Origin of the sequence: Rhodopila sp., assembly GCF_965276935.1 — a bacterium.
Taxonomy (GTDB): domain Bacteria; phylum Pseudomonadota; class Alphaproteobacteria; order Acetobacterales; family Acetobacteraceae; genus Rhodopila.
The window spans coordinates 795,567-815,774 of the sequence record NZ_CBDIBS010000004.1 but is presented as its reverse complement, the minus strand read 5'-3'; the positions used below and the strand labels follow the sequence as shown (position 1 = coordinate 815,774).

Annotated in this window: 17 protein-coding genes and 1 tRNA gene; 12 read left to right on the top strand and 6 right to left on the bottom strand. The window is 64.2% G+C overall.

Annotated features, from left to right (window positions below; all coding sequences use genetic code 11):
* Positions 1–7: 7 nt before the first annotated feature.
* Positions 8–610: a molybdenum cofactor guanylyltransferase MobA gene (gene mobA / locus ACQY4S_RS20040; protein ID WP_428488462.1), complete on the bottom strand. Its 603-nt coding sequence runs from the start codon at positions 608–610 to the stop codon at positions 8–10.
* A 31-nt stretch (positions 611–641) separates the two neighbouring features.
* Positions 642–717, bottom strand: a tRNA-His gene (locus ACQY4S_RS20035).
* A gap of 150 nt (positions 718–867) precedes the next feature.
* Between ACQY4S_RS20035 and ACQY4S_RS20030 the strand changes: the two genes are divergently transcribed.
* Positions 868–2,343, top strand: coding sequence for a tetratricopeptide repeat protein (locus ACQY4S_RS20030; protein WP_428486973.1), 1,476 nt, complete (start codon positions 868–870; stop codon positions 2,341–2,343).
* Positions 2,344–2,664: 321 nt separating this feature from the next.
* Entirely contained in the window at positions 2,665–3,366 is a 702-nt protein-coding gene (locus tag ACQY4S_RS20025) for a 2OG-Fe(II) oxygenase (RefSeq protein WP_428486972.1), read from the top strand.
* Between the two features lie 260 nt (positions 3,367–3,626).
* On the opposite strand, the gene ACQY4S_RS20020 is transcribed toward ACQY4S_RS20025, so the two are convergent.
* Positions 3,627–5,252, bottom strand: a complete 1,626-nt coding sequence (locus tag ACQY4S_RS20020; RefSeq protein WP_428486971.1) for a GMC family oxidoreductase — start codon at positions 5,250–5,252, stop codon at positions 3,627–3,629.
* A gap of 215 nt (positions 5,253–5,467) precedes the next feature.
* On the opposite strand from ACQY4S_RS20020, the gene ACQY4S_RS20015 reads away from it, so the two are divergent.
* On the top strand, positions 5,468–6,247 hold the full coding sequence (locus ACQY4S_RS20015; RefSeq protein WP_428486970.1) for an MgtC/SapB family protein: 780 nt from the start codon (positions 5,468–5,470) through the stop codon (positions 6,245–6,247).
* 51 nt (positions 6,248–6,298) lie between these two features.
* Here ACQY4S_RS20015 and ACQY4S_RS20010 read toward each other — a convergent pair whose 3' ends face one another.
* From ACQY4S_RS20010 to ACQY4S_RS20000, 3 genes are all read right to left on the bottom strand, one after another.
* Positions 6,299–7,933: a GMC family oxidoreductase gene (locus ACQY4S_RS20010; protein ID WP_428486969.1), complete on the bottom strand. Its 1,635-nt coding sequence runs from the start codon at positions 7,931–7,933 to the stop codon at positions 6,299–6,301.
* Between the two features lie 212 nt (positions 7,934–8,145).
* Entirely contained in the window at positions 8,146–8,319 is a 174-nt protein-coding gene (locus ACQY4S_RS20005) for a hypothetical protein (RefSeq protein ID WP_428486968.1), read from the bottom strand.
* A complete protein-coding gene (locus ACQY4S_RS20000; RefSeq protein WP_428486967.1) occupies positions 8,316–9,053 on the bottom strand; it encodes a sterol desaturase family protein in 738 nt (245 codons plus the stop codon). The genes ACQY4S_RS20005 and ACQY4S_RS20000 overlap by 4 nt, the downstream gene beginning before the upstream one ends.
* Positions 9,054–9,375: 322 nt before the next feature.
* Here ACQY4S_RS20000 and ACQY4S_RS19995 point away from each other — a divergent pair, with 322 nt between their 5' ends.
* The 9 genes from ACQY4S_RS19995 to ACQY4S_RS19955 all read left to right on the top strand — a co-directional run bounded on the left by ACQY4S_RS19995 (position 9,376) and on the right by ACQY4S_RS19955 (position 20,201).
* Positions 9,376–10,326 carry a sugar-binding protein gene (locus tag ACQY4S_RS19995; protein WP_428486966.1) on the top strand — a complete coding sequence of 317 codons (951 nt, stop codon included), beginning with the start codon at positions 9,376–9,378 and terminating at the stop codon, positions 10,324–10,326.
* A gap of 21 nt (positions 10,327–10,347) precedes the next feature.
* A complete protein-coding gene (locus ACQY4S_RS19990) occupies positions 10,348–11,859 on the top strand; it encodes a sugar ABC transporter ATP-binding protein (protein ID WP_428486965.1) in 1,512 nt (503 codons plus the stop codon).
* Entirely contained in the window at positions 11,859–12,881 is a 1,023-nt protein-coding gene (locus ACQY4S_RS19985) for an ABC transporter permease (protein ID WP_428486964.1), read from the top strand. Before ACQY4S_RS19990 ends, ACQY4S_RS19985 begins: the two co-directional genes overlap by 1 nt.
* Positions 12,882–13,010: 129 nt before the next feature.
* Positions 13,011–14,168, top strand: a complete 1,158-nt coding sequence (locus ACQY4S_RS19980; protein ID WP_428486963.1) for a serine hydrolase domain-containing protein — start codon at positions 13,011–13,013, stop codon at positions 14,166–14,168.
* A 123-nt stretch (positions 14,169–14,291) separates the two neighbouring features.
* Positions 14,292–15,773: a mannitol dehydrogenase family protein gene (locus tag ACQY4S_RS19975; protein ID WP_428486962.1), complete on the top strand. Its 1,482-nt coding sequence runs from the start codon at positions 14,292–14,294 to the stop codon at positions 15,771–15,773.
* Positions 15,774–15,931: 158 nt separating this feature from the next.
* Complete coding sequence (locus ACQY4S_RS19970) at positions 15,932–17,221, top strand: ABC transporter substrate-binding protein (RefSeq protein WP_428486961.1); 1,290 nt, start codon at positions 15,932–15,934, stop codon at positions 17,219–17,221.
* Between the two features lie 68 nt (positions 17,222–17,289).
* On the top strand, positions 17,290–18,150 hold the full coding sequence (locus tag ACQY4S_RS19965) for a carbohydrate ABC transporter permease (protein WP_428488461.1): 861 nt from the start codon (positions 17,290–17,292) through the stop codon (positions 18,148–18,150).
* 2 nt (positions 18,151–18,152) lie between these two features.
* Complete coding sequence (locus tag ACQY4S_RS19960; protein ID WP_428486960.1) at positions 18,153–18,968, top strand: carbohydrate ABC transporter permease; 816 nt, start codon at positions 18,153–18,155, stop codon at positions 18,966–18,968.
* Positions 18,969–19,097: 129 nt separating this feature from the next.
* The gene (locus ACQY4S_RS19955) at positions 19,098–20,201 is read left to right on the top strand and encodes an ABC transporter ATP-binding protein (protein ID WP_428486959.1); all 1,104 of its coding nucleotides are present in this window, start codon (positions 19,098–19,100) and stop codon (positions 20,199–20,201) included.
* The last annotated feature ends 7 nt before the right edge of the window (positions 20,202–20,208 follow it).

Below are 20,208 nucleotides of genomic sequence, written 5' to 3'. Positions count from 1 at the left end.
CGCCGGATTAGTCAATGCCTGGCGGGGTGTTATAGAGACCGCCCAGGATTGAGCGTGCTTGGGCAAGATCGTCAGGCGTATTTACATTAGCGAAGGGATCCGGTGATCGCACCGGAAAATCAATGTAACGCATACCAATGAGTGCCGCAAAAGACGCAACGTCTCGTCTTCCGGGCACCGACAAGATTTGCGAAAGGTGTTTGCGGCATGCCACCGGCCAGAGCGAAACCAGATGGTGCCGCCGGCCACCGCTGGCCGCGCACCTCGGCGCCGGCACCAGACGCTTGGCAAGTCCCTCCGGCAGAAACGGCGTATCTCCGGGAACCGTCAACAACGCCGTCATGCCGACCGAGGCGGCCCAATTCAATCCCGCCAACACACCTGCCAACGGTCCCTCACCGGCGAACATGCCGTCCGGCAGTACCGGCAGGCCAAATCGCGCGAACCGCGCGGGATCGCCATTGGCGCTGATGGCGACAGCGGGAACATCCAAAACCTTGATAACAGCGGCCAGCATTGGTTGGTCGCCCAGCGTCAGCAGGGTCTTGTCGCCGCCGCCCATCCGCCGAGCCTGACCGCCCGCAAGAATAACGGCGCCGATCCGGAACACTTTCTTGCAACGGTTCGTCACGAGAAGGGGATGGGGCGAGCGATGGGGCTCGAACCCACGGCATCCAAGACCACAACCTGGCGCTCTACCAACTGAGCTACGCCCGCCATCAAGGGGCGCGGTGTAAGCCGCTCGCGGCACCTTCGTCAAGATTCGGTCGTGATCCAGCGCGAACGTGCCGCGGAAATGATAAGCTGGCACGATCTGGACGTCTTCTCCCTTGCCGCCAAGCCCTCGGGCAGGGCAATTTCGCTTGCATGAGCGCAATCAAGGCTGGCCAACGGCCCGGCGGGAACGAGATGCCGAGCGGAACCGCTGCAACCACACAAGCCGCGACCAAACCCGCCGCCGTGCCAGATGTGGCTGGCGGTGAGACCGCGGAACAGGCACTGGTTCGCGCCCAGGCGGCTGCGCAGGCAAAGCGGTTGAATGAGGCAGCCGGCATCTGCGCCGATGTGCTCTCCACGGTTCCCGACCATCCCGCTGCGCTCGCGCTGCAAGGCATCATAGCCGCGATGTCGGGCGACCTGGACCGCAGCGTCGGACTGCTCCGCCGTGCGATCAACGTTCGGCCTGGCAACGCCACCTGGTATGCGCACCTCAGCTCGCTTTGCCGCATGACCTATCGTATCGAGGAAGCTTTGGCCATGGGGCAGGAGGCGGTTCGTCTCGACCCGAACAACGCCGAGCATCTAGTCAACCTGTCGCTGATCCTTATGGATGCGGATGACCGGGAGCGCGCGAGGATTTGTCTGCTGCGCGCGCTGGGCTTGAAGCACGATCACGCCGATGCGCATCTGGCGCTGGCGCAAGCTCTTCTGGCGCAGGGTGATTTCGATCCGGGCTGGCTGGAATATGAGTGGCGGAACATGACTGAGGCGGGCAAGGTCACCATGCCGGCAATGACCTCGGCGCCCTGGAACGGCATGCGCATTCCGAACGGACGGCTGCTGCTGGTTGGTGACCAAGGTTACGGCGACACGATTCAGTTCGCCCGTTATATTCCGCTGGTGGCGGAACGGTGCCAGGAACTGATCATGGGTTGCAGTGCCGAAATGGAACCGCTGCTGAGCAAAATTCCCGGCGTGGCAGGATATTTCCATCGATGGGACGACGTGCCGAACCACGCCGTGCATTGCCGGTTGTCCAGTCTCCCCTATCTGTTTCATACGAGGGTCGGCTCAATTCCGGCGCAGATCCCATACCTGAAAGCTGACCCGGCGCGTATCGCCCACTGGCGGACCCGGCTCGATGCGATGCTGCCGGCCGGGCGCAAGCGTATCGGTCTGGCCTGGACCGGCCGGCCAACGCATCCGAACGATCGCCGCCGCTCCGTGCCGCTGTCCCTGCTGTCACCGATCGCCGCCGCGGGACCCGCCGCATTCGTGTCCTTGCAGAAGCCGGTGCCGTCCGGGGACACTGCGGCCATGCCGTTGTTTCCAGGTATGACCGACTTATCCGGGGAGATGACGGACTTTGGAGAGACGGCGGCTCTGGTCGAGAACTTGGACCTTGTCGTAACCGTAGATACCGGCACGGCGCATTTGGCTGGTGCCTTGGGAAAACCAGTCTGGATCCTAATTCCGAAAGCCGCCGACTGGCGCTGGTTACTCAACCGTGACGACAGCCTCTGGTATCCCTCGGCTCGGCTGTTCCGCCAGCAAAGACCAGGCGCTTGGGATGAACCGTTGGGTCGGCTGACCGCTGCCTTGAGCATTGAACTTGGACGATAATGCCATTCTTGTCCGAATGTAAGGCGGGACACACGCTCACGCGCTGGCCGTTACGACATGCTTGTTCATGACGAAACGTGCTGTTTGCAGTGGCGCACCATGCTTTGAACGTCATCGTGGGCTCCCGAGCACGCAAGGGAGGGGCAGGCGTCATCATCGTCAAAATCGTATTCCGCAGGCGGCTTTTGTGCCTTTCGTCACAGCCTGCTTTGTTCGTCATCACGGGGTCAGCGACCCGTGCCTGATTTGCAGCCGTTATCGGGCAACGGACCAGAGCACCAACCAGGATGCCTGAGCACGCAAATCCGCTATGATGCCTCTATGCGAACAATCGACATTCCACCCATCAGTGCCGAGACATTGGTCGACGATCTGGCGGCCGAGGGCTTCGCCACCCGGATGCTGTTGCCGCCCGATGGCTGCCGCGAGTTGGCGGCGCTGTATGACCTCGATGCACCATTCCGCAAGCGGGTGGTGATGGAGCATCATGCCTATGGCCGCGGCGAGTACAAGTATTTCGGCTATGATCTGCCTGAACCTGTCAGCGCGCTGAGGGAAGCACTCTATCCGCCGCTAGCCGTCGTGGCCAATGCCTGGCGGCGGATGTTAGGCGAACCCGAGGTTTTTCCATCGCGGCTACAGGACTACCTCGCACGATGCCACGCCGCCGGACAGACGCGCGCGACGCCGCTGTTGCTGCGCTACGGCCCCGGCGGGTTCAATTGCCTGCATCAGGATCTGTATGGCGAGATGGTGTTTCCGCTGCAGGCAACTGTGCTGCTCAACGCGCCAGATAAGGATTTCACCGGTGGCGAGTTCATCCTGGTGGAGCAGCGTCCCAGGGCACAGTCACGCCCGGCGGTGGTGCCGCTTCGCCAGGGGGAGGCGGTGATCTTTCCGGTACATCATCGGCCCGGGCTCGGCACGCGCGGCGCATATCGCCTGACCATGCGGCATGGCGTGAGCCGCATCCGCTCCGGCCAGCGGCACACGCTGGGCCTGATTTTCCACGACGCGGCGTAGAGCATCATCGTGCAGACGGGACGTTCGAGAAAATAACATATGCAATCACATAAAGGGTCAGACTTTTTTCAGGCCGCATAGTCAGCTTGAAAGCGGCTTGCGATCAGGCCGTTTCAACTTCAACTCGTCATGGCTGGTCTCGTCCTAACTATTTTTAGCATCAACGGCCTGAAGCCGATGGCCGGGGCAATCCTCCCTTGCGTGCTCGGTCGCGTGGCGATGACGAATTGGTGCAACATGATTAGAAATGGCTCTAACCTTCATGCCGCCGCTTGATCATCCTGTTGGATCATTTCCGCTGCCTTCTCCGCGATCATGATGGTTGGCGCGTTGGTGTTGCCGGCGACGATCACCGGCATGATCGAGGCATCCACCACGCGTAGTCCTGGCACCCCATGCACCCGCAGCCGTGAATCGACCACTGCCATCGGTCCGTGCCCCATGCCGCAGCTTCCCACCGGATGCAGGTTCGACACGCCACGCCGGCGAACATCGGCGGCGATCTCCTCATCCGTGCAGGTCGCGACGCCGGGCGCGGTTTCCTCCACGATCAGCTTTTGCATGGCCTGCTGGCGGACGATGCTGCGGGCTATCCGCACGCCGGCGATCATCACCCGCATGTCGTTCTCCGACCGAAGGAAATTGAACTTGATCTCGGGGGGCGCCAGCGGATCGTTGGTCTTCAGGCGCACCGTGCCGCGACCCTCGGGCGCCAGATGCACCGGGCTGATCGAGATGCCGGGATGCGGATGGGAAATGATCCCGGCGCGGGTGCGGTCGATCGTGCTCCAAGCGGAGATGTTCATCTGCAGGTCCGGCCGGTCCAGACGCTTGTCGCTGCGTACCAGCGCCCCAACATACAGGCCATTTCCCGACATCGGGCCGGAGCGGAGGAACAGGTAACGCGCCCCCGCCACCAGCCGGTGCGGCAGGCTGTACTGCAGCGCGTTCAGCGACAGGTTCTTCGCGATGCGATAGGTGCAGAAGGTGTTAAAGTGGTCCTGCAGGTTCGAGCCGACACCTGGCAGGTCCCGCACCACCTCGATGCCAGTATCCGCCAGGTGCTGCGCCGGACCAATCCCAGACAGCAGCAGCAACTGCGGTGAGCCGTAGGCGCCACCCGAAACGATCACCTCCCGCCCCGCATCGGCGGTTTCGCGTCCGCGCCCCGTTATGAACTCCACCCCGGATGCTCGGCCTTGCGTGAACAGCAGGCGGGTGGCGTGCGCGCCGGTCTTGATCACCAGGTTCGGCCGGTTTTTCGCCACCCGCAGATAGGCTGCGGCGGTGCTCCAGCGGCGCCGGTCCTTCGTGGTGGTCTGGTAGTAGCCACAGCCTTCCTGCCGAGCACCGTTGAAGTCGGGGTTGGGCGGGATGCCGGCCTGCTGGCAGGCTTCCAGCAGCGCCTTGGCGATCTCCCAGTCATATGGCTGATTTGACACCCGCAACGGTCCGCCGGCGCCATGGTGCGCGTCGGCGCCGCGTTCATTGTCCTCGGCCTTGCGGAAATACGGCAGCACCGAATCGTAGTCCCAGCCTGCGTTGCCGAGTTGCCGCCACTGGTCGTAGTCGGCTGCGTTGCCACGCATGTAGATCATGCCGTTAATGGAACTGGTGCCGCCCAGCACCTTGCCGCGCGGCTGGTACATGGTGCGGTTGTTCAGCTCCTTCTCCGGCTCGCTCTCGAACATCCAGTTGACCTTTGGATCAACGAAGGTCTTGGCGTAGCCCATCGGCACATGGATCCAGGGGTTGGTGTCCTTGCCGCCAGCTTCCAGCAGCAGCACACGGTAGCGGCCGGACTCGGACAAACGAGCAGCCAGGACGCAGCCGGCGGAGCCGGCGCCAGTGACGATGAAGTCGTAGGTGTCCGCTTCGGCCGCCATGTCCTGTCCCCAAGCTTGTTTCGGACAAGATCGCGCGGGATGAACGTGTTGGCAATCGAAGGGTTGGAAGATCGGTCGGGCCGTTTCACCTGTCGTTCGACAGATGAGGGGGGTGCGGCATGGTGCTGCCTGACCGAATCACCGCCCATCGAAGCCGTGCATGTCACAACTCGGCCATAACGGGTAGCCTTTTGCCGGTAAACGGGAATGGGCGAATGTCGGGTTTGCTGGATTTGACCGGACAGGGCTGGTTGCAGCTCAAAGAACTGACACTGGCCTTTGTGCTGTCCGCCTTAGTCGGGCTGGAGCGCGAGATTCGCAACAAGAGCGCCGGCCTTAGGACCTATACTCTTGTCGGCGTATCGGCAGCCTTGTTCATGCTTATCTCGAAATACGGGTTCATGGACGTGCTGGAAAACGGCCGGGTCGTGGTCGATCCCTCTCGTGTCGCGGCCCAGATTGTCTCCGGTATCGGCTTTATCGGCGGCGGCGTCATCTTCATGCGCCGCGACATCGTGCGCGGACTGACGACGGCAGCATCGGTTTGGCTTACCGCCGCGCTTGGCATGGCCTGCGGCGCTGGACTGCCGGTTTTGGCCGTCGCGACGACGATTGGCCACTTCATCATCATGTTCGTCTTTCCCAAGCTGCTTCGATACCTGCCGCGACAGCGGCGGGCCACGACAAGACTGCGGATTTCCTATCAGGCGGGGCGTGGCCTGTTGCAGACCATTCTGGTGGCGTGCACGCAGCTTCGGTTCGCTGTCGACCATGTGGACGTGGAACGCGAAAGTGGCCTGACGGGCGTTCGTGAGGAATCGGAGGATCTGGCCGATCTGGAAGGGGCCGAACCCGAACGACCCGCGAAAGGTATCGTCAGCCTCAGTATGCAGGTGAAAGGCAAGAGACCTGTCTCTCATTTGATCGCACGACTGGCCGGTATTGGCGGTGTCGTCCGGGTGGGCAGCGTCTCGGAGGATGCGGAAATAGATTAGGCATGATCCACGGACGCGATGAGGTTCCGCCGCTTTGTTCCCGCTGCCGCGTTACGCCGCGAGCGAAGCAGTTGCCGCCTTCGCGTCCTGCAGGATCATCGTCGCCGCCTTCTCGCCGATCATGATTGTCGGCGCGTTGGTGTTGCCACCAACAGCGACCGGCATGATCGAGGCGTCGGCGACTCTGAGGCCGTCAACCCCGTGCACGCGCAGGCGCGGATCGACGACCGTGTTCGGCCCGGTCCCCATGGCGCAGGAACTGGTCGGATGCTGGTTCGATACACCGGTCTGCCGCACGTACTCCAGCACATCCGCGTCGCTATTGATTGGCGATCCGGGCAGGATCTCGTTCACCACGTACGGGCGCAAGGCCGGTTGCTCAGCGATCCGGCGCACCAGGCGGATGCCCGCCAGCGCGGTCCGGATGTCGTAGTCGGTGCGCAGGTAGTCGAACAGCACTGCGGGCGGGGCGAACGGGTCGGGGCTGCCCAGCCGCACCGTTCCGCGTCCGTCGGGCCGCAGATGCACAGGGGTCATGCTGAAGCCGGGGAAGTCGTGCGGCGTGACCCTGTCGCGGGTGCGTTCCCTGGTGCTCCACTCGAACAGGTTGACCTGGATGTCGGGTCGTTCCAGCCGAACATCGGATCGGGTGAACAGGCCGGCGGTGATCCCGTTGCTCGCCATCGGGCCGGAGCGGAACAGCGCGTAGCGAACGCCCGCCGCGGCCTTGCGCAGCGCGCTGTTTTGCAGATCGTTCAGCGTGATTGGCCGGCTACAGCGCCAACTGACCGTGGTGTTGAAATGGTCATGCAGGTTGGCGCCCACCGCCGGCATGTCGCGCAGCACTGGGATGCCAATGTCCTGAAGATGCTGCGCCGGCCCCAGCCCGGACAGCAGCAGCAGTTGCGGCGAGCCATAGGCACCGCCCGAGACAATCACCTCCTGCCGCGCTCGGCTGATTTTGCGTCCCACCGTCGTCTGGTATTCCACACCGACCGCTCTGCCGTGGTCGATTACGACGCGAGTCGCGTGTGCTCCGGTCTGGATCACCAGATTGTTCGGCGGGTTGCTCAGATAGGCTTTCGCCGCACTCCAGCGGCGTCTGTTGCTGGTGGTGGTCTGGTAGTAGCCGCAGCCTTCCTGTTGCGCGCCGTTGAAGTCGGGGTTGGGCGGAATCCCCGCCTGCACGCAAGCTTGCAGCATGGCGCGCGACAGTTCGCCCTGCTCCGCCTGGTCGGAGACCTGCAACGGGCCGCCGACGCCATGGAAGGCATCGGCGCCGCGCGTCTGGTTCTCGGCTTTCTTGAAGAACGGCAGCACCTGATCCCAGTCCCAGCCGACGCAGCCGCGCTGGCGCCATTCGTCGTAGTCGCGATGATGGCCGCGAATGTAGACCATGCCGTTGATGGAGCTGGAGCCGCCGAGTGTCTTGCCGCGCGGCAGATAAAGCTTGCGGCCAGCCATCTGCGGCTGCGGCTGGGTTTCGAACTTCCAGTTCACCGCCGGATTGACGTAGGTCTTGGCATAGCCAAGCGGGATGTGGATCCAGGGGTTGCGGTCGGGCGGTCCGGCTTCCAGCAGCAGGACGCGGTGTTTGCCCGACTCCGCCAGCCGACTGGCCACCGCACAGCCGGCGGATCCGGCGCCTGTAACGATGTAGTCGAAGGCCGCCGTGTCGGTGGACATGGATCGGTTTCCTTGCCGGTGTTGTCGGCAGGATTGTCCAGGCGGCGGCTTGAGGCAATGGCATGGCCGGTGCGCCACCGGTTCAGGCAACGGCGATGTCATGGCGCGTCTTCTGACGCGACGCCGGCCGAACACTGGAATGCGATCCTTGCGCATGAGGTGAATCTCTGGATCACGACGTCGCCGCGCCAGCGTCGAAGCCGAGCCATGCGCTACAGGTCGGCGAGGCGGATCCAGGTGCCGATGGCTAGGGCGACGACGCAGCCGGCGCCGAACCAGGGCAGCGTGCTGCCACCAAGGTCGTGCGCGATTGCCATCCACAGCGCCAGGCAAGCGAGCCCGACGACGATGCCGCCGATCAGGCTGGCCTTGCCCGCCGTCCTCATCCGTGCACGCGGCGCGGGTCGTCACGTAGCGTACTGGAGTCATAGCCGTTGAAGATGTGCTTCAGCAAGCCGCAGCGCAGGTCGGAGGTGCCGAAGAACCAGTCGGCGACCGGGTATGTCAGGTTGAAGTTGCGCTCCATCATGATTGCCGGATCATGATGGGCAATGTGATGGCGGCGGATCGAGTTGACCAGTGGCATCAGCCGCACCAGCCGGTCGTTCTTGACGTGACAGCAGTAGTGGAACAGCTCGTAGTTCAAATACAGCGCGACGTTGGTGATCAGCAGCAGCCAGCCGGCGTTCGCCAACCCAATTGCCCCCAGCAAGGCAGCCGGCGGCAGCGACAGCACAATGAACGCGACCAGCGCATAGGGCGGAAAGAACACGATGCGGAAGTCCCGTGTGCTGTCGATCGTCGGCTCCAGATGCGTGAAGAACCGGTGATGCGCCAGGGTGTGCCGGTTGTAGATGCCCATCAGGCCCTTGACCGGGCGGTGCATGACGTAGCGGTGAATCCACCACTCAAAGGCGTTGGAAAGGCAGAAGGCGAGCGGGATGACTAGGAATTCATACCAGACGGGATGGCCGATCTGTCGCGCGCAATACCAGATCGCGGCGCCGCCCAGCGCATAGATCAGGGCAACATGCGCCCAGCCGGCATAGGCCGGGGCGATGCCCGCGCGAAACGCCGTGCGGAACGCGGCCTGCCGCCGTGACAGTGTCGGCATGTCCATGGACTTGCTCCTCTAATAGTGTGTTACACCCCCCGATACGGCACTGAAAGAGGGCGGCCACCCGCCCATGCTGCGCCATCTTTCGCGGTGACCAGCCCCCATCAAGGCACGATTGGCTCTCACGGGCTGCCGGCTGTTATTCCGCATGCTCGGATCACGGGACGATGAACAATCGCGAGTCAGGCGCCGGCGTGGACAGCGCGTTCAATGCCAGGCAAGTCCCAATCCGGCGGATGCGGCTGCCCGGACGCCGTACGGTTGCCAGGCACCGACGAAGACCGTTAAGCTTTCGCCGAGGCTGGAAACGTTCGGGATACAACAAATGAAACGGTTCTCCGCCCGCGCGCTCGCGGGTATCTGCATTGTCGTGCTGTGCCTGTCGCCGACCATGGCGCAGAGCAGGAAGCAGCTCGCCCTGGTCACCAACGCCGCCGCTGATTTCTGGACCATCGCCCGGCGCGGCGTCGAGAAAGCCCAGAAGGAGCATCCCGACTACAGCATGGAGGTGGTGATCACCGGGCAGGCCACCGCGGCGGAGCAGCGGCGGGAACTGGATGACCTGCTCGCACGCGGCGTCGCCGGTGTCTCGATCTCCGCCATCGACCCGATGAACTCGACAGCGGAGTTCAACAAGGTCGCGGCGAAGGCGGTGCTGTTCACCACCGACAGCGACGCGCCGCAGTCCAACCGGGCGGTCTACATCGGCACCGACAACGTCGCCGCCGGCCGGCAAGCGGGCGCGCAGATCAAGCAGGCGCTGCCGAACGGCGGCAAGGTCATGATGTTCGTCGGCACGATGGACGCGGACAACGCGCGGGAGCGTGTGCAGGGCATCAAGGACGTGCTGGCCGGCGGCAACATCCAGATTGTCGACATCCGCACCGACGGCGTCGATTTCGCCAAGGCCAAGTCGAACGTGCAGGATGCGCTGGCGAAGGGCGGCATCGACTGCCTGGTCGGGCTGTATTCCTACAACACGCCGCAGATCTACTCGGCGGTGAAGGAGGCGGGAAAGGCCGGCAAGATCAAGGTCGTCGGGTTCGATGAGGACCCGCAGACCCTGCGCGGCATCGCCGACGGCACCATCCAGTCGACCATCGTGCAGCAGCCGTTCGAGTTCGGCTACCAGTCGATGATCGACATGATCAAGTACATCGGCGGCGACAGGTCGTTCATCCCGCAGAACAAGCTGATCATCATCCCGACCCAGGTGATCGACAAGTCGAACGTCGCGCGGTTCCAGGACACCATGAAGCAGCTCATGGCGAAGTAGGTTTGGTCCGGGGCGATCCCGATGTCCGATACGCTGCTTGAACTTGTCGGGATCACCAAGGTCTATCCAGGTGTCACCGCCCTGGACGACATCAGCCTGCGCGTCGGGCGCGGCGAGGTACTGGGCCTGATTGGCGAGAACGGCGCCGGCAAGTCGACCTTGATGAAGGTGCTGGGGGGCGTCGTGGCGCCGACCGCCGGCACGATCCGCATCGACGGGCGCGACCGCGCGATGTTCAGCGTGACCTCATCGATGCGCGCCGGCATCGCCTTCGTCCACCAGGAGCTCAATCTGTTCGACAACCTGGATGTCGCCGCGAATGTTTTCATCGGGCGTGAGCCGAGCCGCTTCGGGTTGGTGGACCGGCGGCGTTTGCGGGACCGCGTGGCACCGTTGCTGGAACGGCTGGGGACTGATTTCGGGCCAGACACGCCGATCCAGGGCCTGTCGATCGCCCAGCGGCAGTTGGTGGAGATCGCCAAGGCGCTGTCGATCGATGCGCGCGTCATCATCATGGACGAGCCGACGTCCAGCCTGACGCTGCGCGAGACCGAGCGGCTGCTGCGGGTGATCGCGGAACTGCGGGCGGACGGCGTGTCGATCATCTATATCTCGCATCGGCTGCACGAGGTGAAGGCCTGCGCGGACCGCGTGGTCTGTCTGCGCGACGGCCGCATCGCAGGTGAACTGAGGCGCGAGGCGATCACCCACGCCGCGATGATTCGGCTGATGATCGGGCGCGACCTGAAGGCGCTGTACATTCCGCCCAATGCGGAACCACGGTTCGGCGGCTGCGACATGACGGCCGTCGCGACCAGCGCCTTTCCGGACCGGCAGGTCAACCTGTCGATCCGCCATGGGGAAATCCTGGGACTGGCCGGCTTGGTCGGCTCCGGCCGCACGTCACTGGCGCGGGCGGTCTTCGGGATCGATCCGATCCTAAGCGGTCAGGTCCGGCTGGACGGGGCGCCGGTGGACCTCGCCTCGCCACGCCGAGCGATCCGCCACGGCATCTATCTGGTGCCGGAGGACCGCAAGCGCTCCGGCCTGATCCTGGAGATGCCGGTGGCGCAGAACATCACGCTCGCCAGCCTGCTGGCCTACGCGCGGCTTTCATTGGTGAACCGGGCTTCGGAGACAGCGGTTTCGCGCTTGCAGAGAACACGGCTGTCGATCCGCGCGCCGGGCGATGGGACGCAGGTCGTGACGCTTTCCGGCGGCAACCAGCAGAAGGTGGTGCTGGCGAAGTGGCTGTCCATGCAGCCGAAGCTGGTGATCCTCGACGAGCCGACGCGTGGCGTGGACGTAGGCGCCAAGAACGAGATCTATGCGTTGATGCGCGAACTCGCCGATCGCGGCGTCGCCATCCTGATGATCTCGTCGGACATGGAGGAGGTGATCGGCGTTTCCGACCGCATCGCGGTGATGCACGAGGGTCGCGTCAGCGGCATTCTGCAGCGCCCGGACTTCAGCGAAACCAACGTGCTCCAACTGGCGATCGGCCAGACGCTGGAACCGGCGGAGGCGGGTTGATGCTGCCTAGGAAGGAACTTGGCCTGCTGTTGCTGCTGGTGGTCATCAGCGCCATCACCGAGGTCCTGAACCCGTTGTTCCTGTCAGGCGTCAACCTGCTGGACATGGCCAACCTGATCGGTCTGTTCGGGATCTTCTCGATCGGCGAGGGGCTGACCATCATCACCGGCGGGATCGATCTTTCCGTTGGCTCGATGTTCTCGCTGCTGGGCGTGATCTTCATTGATCTGATCGCCAACCGGAATGTCGGCTGGCCGCTCGCGCTGCTGGCGGTGCTGGCCGGCGGCCTGCTGCTGGGCGCGATCCAGGGGCTGCTGATCACCCGCGCGCGCATGCAGCCCTTCATCGTGACGCTGTGCGGCCTGCTGATCTATCGCGGCGCGGCACGTTATTACACCGACGATTCGACCATGGGATTCGGCTATGGCAACGCCGCCGACACGTTAAGCTGGCTCGCGTCCGGCCGCAGTCTCGGCATCCCGCACAGCTTCATCTTCCTGATCGTCGTGGCGCTGGTGCTGGGCGTGGTGCTGCACAAGTCGGTCTTCGGCCGCTATCTGTTCGCCGTCGGCAAGAACGAGGAAGCGGCGCGCTATTCCGGTATAAGCACAAACGTGGTAATCGCCGGGGCTTACATACTCAGTGGCCTGCTCGCCGGCATCTCGACGATCTTCCTGGTGTTCTACACCAACTCCGTCTCGCCCTCCACGTTCGGCAATTTCTACGAGCTATATGCCATCGCCGCCGCGGTCCTTGGCGGCTGCAGCCTGCGCGGTGGCGAAGGCTCGATCCTCGGCATCGTTCTCGGCACCGCATTGCTTCAGGTGCTGCAGAACCTGGTCAACATCCTGGGCATCCCGAGTTCGCTGAATTTCGCGGTGATGGGGACTGTCATCCTGCTGGGCGTGCTGGCCGATCGGCAACTGCAAAAACGCCGGGAGGTGGCGATCGCGCTGGCGGCACAACGGGCGCGTCCGATTGGTTCGGCTGTTCCAGCGGGCCGATCGGGCAACCCGGCTTGAGCGGTCCGGAGCTGACGCACGAGCCGAGCGCGGCAGGCTTCCAGGGCTTGCTTGAATCTGCGCTATGGGGACGCATCAACCACGGGCGCGCTGGCCAGAGCAGAAAGCTGATATGGACAGAAGGACATCATGGTCGACACAAGCAGGATAACGGACATTCTCCGTAAAGCGGCCGACTCGGGTGATGTGCCGGGCGTCGCCGCCGCCGCCGCCACAACTGATGGCGTCATCTTCGAGGGCGGCTTTGGCAGTCGCGATCTTGCGACCGGCGCACCCATGACGGCCGATACGGTCGTCTGGATCGCATCGATGACTAAAGCGATTACCGGCGCCTGTGCGATGCAGATGGTCGAGCACGGCAGGCTTTCCCTTGATGGCTCGATCGCCGAGGTTGTGCCGGAGCTGGGCCGCGTGCAGGTGCTGGAAGGCTTCGACGCGGACGGCAAGCCGCGGCTGCGAGCGCCGAAGCGAGCCATCACCTTGCGCCACCTGCTGACGCACACCGCCGGCTTTGCCTACGACATCTGGAATGCCGAAATTGTCCGCTACAGGGAGGTGACCGGCACGCCGGGTATCGTCTCCTGCGAGAACGCTGCGCTGGCGCTTCCCCTTGTGTCCGATCCTGGCGAGAAGTGGGAATACGGGATTTCGATCGACTGGGCCGGCAAGGCGGTCGAAGCCGTATCAAGCCAGAAACTAGCCGGATACATGAACAACAACCTCCTCCAGCCGCTCGGCATGACCGACACCGCGTTCAGGATTGGCGAGGGTCAGCGCCATCGCCTGGCAAAGATCCACGTGCGCACGCCCGATGGACTGGTTTCGACCAATACGGAACTTCCGCAGGACCCGGAGTTCCACATGGGCGGCGGTGGCCTGTATTCGACGGTTGCGGATTATCTGAAGTTCGCTCAGATGATCCTGCACGGCGGCACGTTTAACGGCGTCCAGGTGCTGCAACCGCAAACGGTCGCGATGATGTCGCGAAATGCCATGGGCAGCCTGGGGTGCAATGCAATGGAGACCGCGATGCCCGGTTCCTCGAACAGTCTGGATTTCCTTGCCGGCATGAAGTGGGGCTTGAGCTTTCTGATCAACCCGGAGAAGCTGCCAACTGGCCGATCGGCGGGCAGTCTGGCCTGGGCCGGCTTGGCTAACACATATTACTGGATCGATCCGGCACGCAAAGTGGCAGGCGTCTACGCGACGCAGGTGCTACCGTTCTTCGATCAGAAGGCCTTGCAGACGTTCGAGGCGTTCGAGACGGCGGTGTATGACGCATTGTAATGCAGCGTTCGCCGCGATGACGCCCGACCGGCGCGACCACGGTTCCCGGGCGAAAGGCTGGGCACATGGAAGATGCCCGCAGGCTCGGTAAGCTTACCAGATTCGTGACCAAGGGAGGAAATCTTGCAACCCGTCGCGCTCAACCGCCTGAATCTCGGCCACCTGCCGTCGCCGGTGTGGGTGCCACGCTTCGATCCGGCGCATGTCGCGCCCGGCATCGTGCATCTCGGGCTGGGCGGCTTTCACCGGGCGCACATGGCGCGCTACACGCACGACCTGATGGAATTGCGGCCCGACGCCCTGGCCTGGGGCATCGTCGGCGCCGGCCTGATGCCGGCCGATCGCCGGATGCGGGAAAGCCTGGCGCCGCAGGACAATCTCTACACGTTGGTGGAGCGCGATGCGACGAACGAGACGGTGACGGTCATCGGCTCGCTGGCCGACGTGGTGTTCGCGGGCGACTCCAGCGCTGGCCTGCTGGAGACCATTGCCCAGCCGGACATCCGCATCATCAGCCTGACGGTGACCGAACATGGCTACTGCCTGAACCGCTCCACCAAGCAGCTTGACCCGGACCATGCGCTGATCCGTCAGGACCTTGTCCATCCTGAACAGCCGTCGAGCGCGATTGGCATCGTCGTGGAGGCCTACCGCCGCCGCAGGGACGTGGGCCTGCTGCCATTCACCGCCCTCAGTTGCGACAACATCCAGCACAACGGCACGATCCTGCGGCAGGCGGTGCTGGCCCTGGCGGGATTGCGCGATCCCACGCTGGCTGACTGGATCGCGAACAACGGCTGTTTCCCCAGCACGATGGTGGACCGCATCACGCCGGTCACGACGGAGCAGGATATCGCGGCGCTGGCCGCCACCCATGGCATCATCGACCGCTGGCCGGTGTTCTGCGAACCGTTCACCCAGTGGGTGATCGAGGATCGCTTCATCGCCGGCCGTCCGATGTGGGAGGCGGTGGGGGCACAATTCGTCGACGACGTCGCGCCGTACGAGTTCATGAAGCTGCGCCTGCTCAATGCCAGCCACCTCGCCGTCGCCGGACTGGGGCGGCTGGCCGGCTACGTCACCATCGATCAGGCGATGGCCGACCCCCTGATCGCGCGTTACATGGCCGCGCTGATGGACCGGGAGACGGGGCCGACCTTGCCGGCGATCCCCGGCATCGACCTGCCGGGCTACAAGACGACGTTGATCGACCGATTCGCCAATCCTGCCATCCGTGACACGGTGGAGCGGGTCAACAGCGATGCGCCACTGAATGTCCTGGTGGACCCGATCCGCGACCGGCTGCGGACGGGGGAACCGGTGGCGTTGCTGGCCCTGGCTCTGGCCGCCTGGCTGCGCCGGGTGCGTGGCGACGACGAGCAGGGGCAGCCGATCGATATACGCCATCCGCTGGCCGACCAGTTGCGAGTTAAGGCGATAGAGGGCGGCCCTGATCCGCGTCCGCTGCTGCGGATCGAACAACTGTTCGGCTCCAGCGGCACCGACGCGCGGCTGGTCGAGCCGGTCGGCCACTGGCTTGCCTTGCTCTACGCCAAGGGCAGCCGCGCCACCTTGACGGAGGCGTCAGGCACGCTCGGCTTCTGATTTCCAGCCGCCCGTGGCGCAGGGGCGTTGACGGCGGCGCTGGACAATGAGATCGTTGCACAAGTCCATAACGGCTAGGCGGATCGAACACGCCAATGGGGAGATGTGCCATCGCTCATGCATTCCGAGGCAGCCTGACCGCTGTCGTATCCGCCGCCATGCTGGTCTTGACCGGCGCCGGCATCGCCCGCGCGGATTCCACGATCACTATTGCAACCGTGAACAATGGCGACATGGTGGTGATGCAGCGGCTGTCCACGCAGTTCGAGCAGCAGCACCCCGACATCCACCTGCGCTGGGTGGTGCTGGAGGAAAACGTGCTGCGCCAGCGTGTCACCACGGACATCGCCACCAAGGCCGGCCAGTTCGACGTGCTGACGATTGGCAACTACGAAGTGCCGATCTGGGCGAAGCAAGGCTGGCTGACGCCGATGGACAACCTGCCGGCCTCCTACGCGGTTGATGATCTGCTGAAGCCGGTTCGCGCCGGGCTGACCTATGACGGCAAGCTGTATGGCCTGCCATTCTACGGCGAGAGCGCGATGACCTATTACCGCACTGATCTGTTCGCCAAGGCCGGCATCAAGATGCCGGACGCACCGACCTACGACCAAATCCGCGGCTTTGCTGACAAAATCACCGACAAGCCGAACCAGATCTACGGCATGTGCCTACGCGGCAAGCCCGGCTGGGGCGAGAACATGGCCTACGTCACGTCCTTGGTGAATGCCGAGGGCGGCCAGTGGTTCAACATGCAGTGGAAGCCGGCGATCGACACGCCGGCGTGGCACAAGGCGGTCAGCTTCTACGATGACATCCTGAAGGCTGATGGGCCGCCCGGAGCGACGTCGAATGGCTTCAACGAGAACCTGGCGCTGTTCGCCAGCGGCCATTGCGGCATGTGGATCGACGCCACCGTCGCCGGCGGGCTGCTGTACGACAAGAAACAGTCCACCGTCGCCGACAAGGTGGGCTTCGCCGCGATGCCCACCGGCAGCTTCAAGGGTGCGCCGACCTGGCTGTGGAGCTGGAACCTTGCTATTCCCGCCACCTCGAAGCAGAAGGACGCGGCGCGCACCTTCGTGACCTGGGCAACGTCCAAGGAGTACATCCAGCTCGTCGCCAAGAACAATGGATGGGTCTCGGTGCCGCCTGGCACACGCGATTCGACCTATGACAATCCTGACTACCAGAAGGCGGCGCCCTTCGCGGCGTTTGTCCACAAGGCCATCGAGGTCGCCAATCCGGACGGACAGACCGAACAGCCGCGGCCGTATGCCGGGGCGCAATTCGCCGCCATTCCAGAATTCCAGGGCATTGGCACCCAGGTCGGCCAGACCATCGCCGGGACGCTGACCGGCCAGACCACGGTCGATCAGGCACTTAGGGCCGCACAGTCCGCGACCGAGCGCACGATGCGTCAATCCGGCTACCCCAAGCGGCAGTAGCAGGCGGCATGTCCGCGACCCTGACCCCTGCCGCAGAGGCGGCGACATCCGACACGGCACTGGGGCCGATGCCGCGTGCTGTCGGCAGGCTGCTGCTACTGCCGTCCGTAGTGGTTCTGCTGGCCTGGATGATCGTCCCATTGGTCATGACGCTGTGGTTCTCGTTTCAATACTACAACTTGGTGAACCCTGGCACGGGCGGGTTCGCCGGCCTCGACAACTACCGTTACCTGGTAACCGATCCGGATTTCTGGGTGTCGCTGGAAAATACCATGATCCTGCTTGCCGCGGTTCTTGTCGTGACCGTGGTGTTGGGCACCTTGCTCGCGGTGGTGTTCAACCAGCCGTTTCTTGGACGTAACATCGCCCGGGTGCTGGCGATCTCGCCGTTCTTCGTCATGCCTACGGTCAGCGCGCTGGTCTGGAAGAACCTGCTGATGCACCCGATCTACGGCGTGTTCGGCGCGCTGGCACGCAGCGTGGGACTGCAGCCGGTCGACTGGTTCGCGCAATTCCCCCTGGCTTCGGTCATCGCCATCGTGGCGTGGGAGTGGCTGCCCTTCGCGCTGCTGATCCTGCTGACCGCGGTGCAGTCGCTCGATCACGAGCAGCGCGAGGCCGCCCGCATGGACGGCGCCGGTGTCGTGGCGCAGTTCTTCTTCATTACCTTGCCGCACCTGTCCCGCGCCATCAGCGTGGTGGTGATGATCGAGACGATCTTCCTGCTGACGGTGTTCGCAGAGATCTTCGTCACCACATCCGGCGGTCCGGGCAACGCCACCACCAACCTGGCCTTCCTGATCTACGCCAGGGCGCTGCTGCAGTACGACATCGGCGGCGCCTCGGCCGGCGGCGTGGTCGCCATCGTCCTGGCCAACATCGTCGCCTTCTTCCTGGTGCGCAGCATCGCGCGCCGACTGGAGGTGTAGGGATGCGTGCGACCCCGCTGCAACGCCTGCTCGCCGCGATCTTCGGCTGGGGGGCAGCACTGCTGCTGTTCTTCCCGATTGCCTGGATGGTGCTAACCAGCTTTAAGTCGGAAGGCGACGCGATCAGCCCCAGGCTGCTGTTCTCGCCGACGCTCGAGTCCTACCGCAACGTGCTGGCCCAGGCGAATTACTTCACCTTCGCGCTGAACAGCATCGTCGTCTCGGGGGGCGGCACCGTGCTGGCCCTGGGGTTCGCGATCCCGGCTGCTTACGCGATGGCGTTCCACCCGACTCAGCGAACCCGCGGCACCCTGCTGTGGATGCTGTCGACCAAGATGTTGCCGCCGGTCGGCGTGCTGGTGCCGATCTACCTGCTGTTCCGCACTGCCGGATTGCTGGATACCCGCAGCGGGCTGGTGATGATCTATGCCTTGATGAACCTGCCGATCATCGTCTGGATGCTGTTCACCTTCTACAAGGAGGTGCCGAATGAGATCCTGGAAGCCGGCCGCATGGACGGCGCGCGCACCTGGGGCGAGGTCTGGCACCTGCTGCTGCCGCTGACCCTGCCCGGCGTCGCCTCCACCGGGCTGCTGTCGCTGATCCTGTGCTGGAACGAGGCGTTCTGGAGCCTGAACCTGACCTCGGCCGGCGCCGCGCCGCTGACCGCCTTCATCGCCTCGTTCTCCAGCCCGGAAGGACTGTTCTTCGCCAAGCTGTCGGCGGCCTCGACCATGGCGGTGGCACCGATCCTGGTGTTCGGCTGGTTCAGCCAGCGCCAGCTCGTGCAGGGCCTAACCTTCGGCGCGGTGAAATGAGCATGATCGCGCTTGGCAGAATGTCGAGAGCGCGTGAATCATGCGATCAAAAATGACCATGATCGCGCCCGGCAGACTGTTCAGAGCGCGTGGATTATCCGATCCAAAGAGAGTTTAGGAGCCTATCCCATGGCAACCCTGACGCTGCGCGACCTACGCAAGAGCTTTGGTTCCGCCGAGGTCATCAAGGGCATCGACCTCGCCATCGCCGACCGTGAGTTCGTGGTGTTCGTCGGACCCTCCGGCTGCGGCAAGTCCACCTTGCTGCGCATGATCGCGGGGCTGGAGGAGATCACCGCCGGCGAATTGCAGATCGACGGCAGGCGGGTGAACCAGGTCGGGCCGGCGGATCGCGGCCTGGCGATGGTGTTCCAGTCCTACGCGCTGTATCCGCACATGACGGTGCGGCAGAACATGGGGTTCGCCCTGCGCCTGGCGCGCGTGCCGAAGGCCGAACGCGACCGCAAGGTCGAGGAGGCCGCCCGCATCCTGCAATTGGAACCCTACCTGGAACGCCGCCCCAGGGACCTGTCCGGCGGACAGCGCCAGCGCGTCGCCATTGGCCGGGCGATCGTGCGCCAGCCCAAGGTGTTCCTGTTCGACGAGCCGTTGTCCAATCTGGACGCGGCGCTGCGCGGCCAGATGCGGATCGAGCTATCGCGTCTGCATGAAGAGCTGAACGCGACGATGATCTACGTCACGCACGACCAGATCGAGGCGATGACAATGGCCGACAAGATCGTCGTGCTGCAGGCCGGCCGGGTCGAGCAGGTCGGCTCGCCGCTCGAGCTTTACCACACGCCCGCCAACCTGTTCGTCGCCGGCTTCATCGGCTCGCCCCGCATGAACATGCTGCCGGCCCAGGTGGCCGAAGCCGGCGGCGCGCAGACCACCGTTGCGCTGACGTCGGGCCAGCGCATCGCGGTGCCGGTGCGCGCCGGCACCGCCCGTCCCGGCGATGCCGTCACGCTCGGCATTCGTCCGGAGGGCCTGCACATCGACCCAGCCGGGCCCGTCACCGCGTCGGTGACGCTGGTCGAGCGCCTCGGCGGCCTGACCCTGCTGCATCTCAAGGCCGATAGCGACCAGGCGTTGACGGTGCAGATCGAGGGTAGCGATCCGACACGGGCGCATGAGACCGTCCGGCTCGCCATCGATTCCGGCGCCTGCCATCTGTTCGACAAGGCCGGTCAGGCCCTGCCGCGACTGGACCGGCATCCGCTGGCCGCCTGACCGGACA

Bases quoted from the DNA above. Each gene is read 5' to 3' on its own strand.
- ACQY4S_RS20030 (WP_428486973.1), top strand. From the start codon at position 868: ATGAGCGCAATCAAGGCTGGCCAACGGCCCGGCGGGAACGAGATGCCG.
- ACQY4S_RS20025 (WP_428486972.1), top strand. From the start codon at position 2,665: ATGCGAACAATCGACATTCCACCCATCAGTGCCGAGACATTGGTCGAC.
- ACQY4S_RS20020 (WP_428486971.1), bottom strand. From the start codon at position 5,252: ATGGCGGCCGAAGCGGACACCTACGACTTCATCGTCACTGGCGCCGGC.
- ACQY4S_RS20015 (WP_428486970.1), top strand. From the start codon at position 5,468: ATGTCGGGTTTGCTGGATTTGACCGGACAGGGCTGGTTGCAGCTCAAA.
- ACQY4S_RS20010 (WP_428486969.1), bottom strand. From the start codon at position 7,933: ATGTCCACCGACACGGCGGCCTTCGACTACATCGTTACAGGCGCCGGA.
- ACQY4S_RS20005 (WP_428486968.1), bottom strand. From the start codon at position 8,319: ATGAGGACGGCGGGCAAGGCCAGCCTGATCGGCGGCATCGTCGTCGGG.
- ACQY4S_RS20000 (WP_428486967.1), bottom strand. From the start codon at position 9,053: ATGGACATGCCGACACTGTCACGGCGGCAGGCCGCGTTCCGCACGGCG.
- ACQY4S_RS19995 (WP_428486966.1), top strand. From the start codon at position 9,376: ATGAAACGGTTCTCCGCCCGCGCGCTCGCGGGTATCTGCATTGTCGTG.
- ACQY4S_RS19990 (WP_428486965.1), top strand. From the start codon at position 10,348: ATGTCCGATACGCTGCTTGAACTTGTCGGGATCACCAAGGTCTATCCA.
- ACQY4S_RS19985 (WP_428486964.1), top strand. From the start codon at position 11,859: ATGCTGCCTAGGAAGGAACTTGGCCTGCTGTTGCTGCTGGTGGTCATC.
- ACQY4S_RS19980 (WP_428486963.1), top strand. From the start codon at position 13,011: ATGGTCGACACAAGCAGGATAACGGACATTCTCCGTAAAGCGGCCGAC.
- ACQY4S_RS19970 (WP_428486961.1), top strand. From the start codon at position 15,932: ATGCTGGTCTTGACCGGCGCCGGCATCGCCCGCGCGGATTCCACGATC.
- ACQY4S_RS19965 (WP_428488461.1), top strand. From the start codon at position 17,290: ATGCCGCGTGCTGTCGGCAGGCTGCTGCTACTGCCGTCCGTAGTGGTT.
- ACQY4S_RS19960 (WP_428486960.1), top strand. From the start codon at position 18,153: ATGCGTGCGACCCCGCTGCAACGCCTGCTCGCCGCGATCTTCGGCTGG.
- ACQY4S_RS19955 (WP_428486959.1), top strand. From the start codon at position 19,098: ATGGCAACCCTGACGCTGCGCGACCTACGCAAGAGCTTTGGTTCCGCC.